The organism is Mangrovicoccus ximenensis, from assembly GCF_003056725.1.
Taxonomy (GTDB): domain Bacteria; phylum Pseudomonadota; class Alphaproteobacteria; order Rhodobacterales; family Rhodobacteraceae; genus Mangrovicoccus; species Mangrovicoccus ximenensis.
Genome location: NZ_QBKZ01000009.1, coordinates 1 through 2,051 on the forward strand (window position 1 = coordinate 1; position 2,051 = coordinate 2,051).

At 69.3% G+C, this 2,051-nt stretch carries 2 protein-coding genes; one reads left to right on the forward strand and one right to left on the reverse strand.

Translation table 11 applies throughout. The features are described from left to right. Nucleotides 1-22: 22 nt before the first annotated feature. The gene (locus C7T91_RS13000) at nt 23-475 is read right to left on the reverse strand and encodes a hypothetical protein (protein ID WP_108259621.1); all 453 of its coding nucleotides are present in this window, start codon (nt 473-475) and stop codon (nt 23-25) included. Here C7T91_RS13000 and C7T91_RS13005 point away from each other — a divergent pair. Continuing rightward, on the forward strand, nt 462-2,051 hold a 1,590-nt coding region (locus tag C7T91_RS13005), incomplete at its 3' end, for a glycosyltransferase family 2 protein (RefSeq protein WP_236638216.1). The genes C7T91_RS13000 and C7T91_RS13005 overlap by 14 nt on opposite strands.

The following is a 2,051-nucleotide window of genomic DNA, read 5'->3' on the forward strand; positions in this document are numbered from 1 at the left end:
CCCGGAGGAGGTGCCAATCATGCTAGACGAGACCCTGAAAACCTGCCTTCCCTGCGGGCTGCACGCGCCCGTCCGGAACTATTACTTCGACGGCAAGCTCCTGGTCGCGCGGGACTTCACCGACGAGCAGGATTACCATCGCGGCCTGCGCCACCTGCACAACCAGATGCTGCACGGCACCGGGACGGTCTGCGGGCTGAAGGTGATCCAGCATCCGCAGGAAAGCTGCCGCCGCGAGAACCTGGTGATCGAGCCGGGCATGGCGCTCGACTGCTGCGGCCAGGAGCTGATCCTGCCCGATCGGCGCCGCGTCGATGTCGCCGCCATGCTGGAGGCCGATCCCGACCTGGCCGAGATGCTCGACGGCTCGATGCATCTGCTGATCGGGCTGCGCCGCTGCGACCGGGGGGCGGAGCCGGTGCCGCTGCTGCTGCCCGGCTGCGGCGAGGCGTCCGGCCGGGGTGCGCCTTTTCATGGCGGCGCTCGATCCGGACCATGTCGATCCGTTGCGCGCCGCGCGCGGACATGCGCCCGAGGACCGGCAGGCGGCGCTGGCGGCGCGGCTGCAGCAGGAGATGGCGGCGGAATTCTCCGGCCTGTCCGAGGTCTTGGTGACCTGCGATCTTGCCGGGCGCCATCTGGTGCGGCCTTCCGAGCTGGCGCGGCTGCATGGGTTCCTGGCGCCCTTGGGCGATGTCGAGCTGCTGGTCCAGCATCCCGCCCCGGCAGCCGGGCTGGTCGCTCATTGGACGGCGCAGATCCTCTGGGGCCGGGTGACGCCGCCCGCAGCCGATCTGGCCGACCGTCCTGCCGATTGGGCGGCCGGACGGGACGCGGGCGCGATGGCGCGGCCGGAGCTGAATGACTTCCCCGAACTGGAGCGTCCGCCGCACTGGCTCGATCCGGTCTCCTTCCGGACGTTCTGGGCAGAGGCATTTCCCTGTCTTGCGGTCTTGCCGGATGCCGGGGCGCTGCTGGCCCGGCTGGGTCTGCCCGATCCGGCCGGGGCGCCGGAGCCGGTCCCGGCCGCGACCCTGGCCCGCGCGTTGAAGCTCAACGGTTTGATCCGGGACGCCTTGGCGCAGGGCCTTGTCCTGCCGCGCAGGCTCAGGGCCCGGGCCATGGCAGCCCTTCATATCGACGGCCCGCCGCTTGACTTGGACGCGCTCGAGGAATGGCTGGCTGGGGCGGTTGCACCTTGCAACCTCCTGCCAGAGGCAATCGATTTCGATGCCGGCACATTGATGGCAGGCCTGCTGCCACGCATGCTGGCAGCGACGCAGGCGGCGGAACCGGGAGGCGGCGGACCGGCTGTCGTGGGGAACGGGCCTCTGCCGCCAGAGGTGCGCCCGGTCCATGCCCGGCTGGTGCGGTCGCGCTTCGCCCCGCATGACCGGATCGCGCCGCCCGCGCCGCCTTCGGCCCCTTTCCCGCTCCTGCCGCCGCGCCCGGCCTCAGGGCAGCGCGTGATCGTTGCCTGCGCCAAGGACGAAGGGCCGTACCTGCTCGAATGGCTGGCCTTTCACCGCGCCGTCGGCTTCGATCATGTGCTGATCTATACCAATGACTGCGCGGACGGCACCGACCGGCTGCTTGATCTGATCGCCCGGCAAGGCTGGCTGACGCGGATCGGCAATGACAAATGGCGCGGAAAATCCCCGCAGCAGGCAGCGCTGAACCACGCGGTCACGACCGATCTCGTGCGCGATGCCGCCTGGGTTCTGCACATCGACACCGACGAGTTCGTGAACATCCGCACGGGCGACGGGACCCTCGATGCACTCTTCGCCGCCGCGCCGGAGGCAACGCATTGGGCGCTGACCTGGCGGCTGTTCGGGTCAGGCTCGGTTGCGATCGAAAACCGCCCGGTAATTGCAGGTTGCAACCGCTGCGCTCCGGCTTTCTGCCCCAAGCCGCACACCGCCTGGGGCTTCAAGACCTTGTCGCAGCAGATTGACATCTACGGAAAACTTTCCTGCCACAGGCCGACCAAGCCGGACGAGTCACGGTTGCAGGACGTGCATTGGGTCAATGGCTCCGGCCAGCCGATG

Coding starts and splice junctions, on each gene's coding strand:
- C7T91_RS13000 (WP_108259621.1), bottom strand. CDS start 475: ATGAAAAGGCGCACCCCGGCCGGACGCCTCGCCGCAGCCGGGCAGCAG.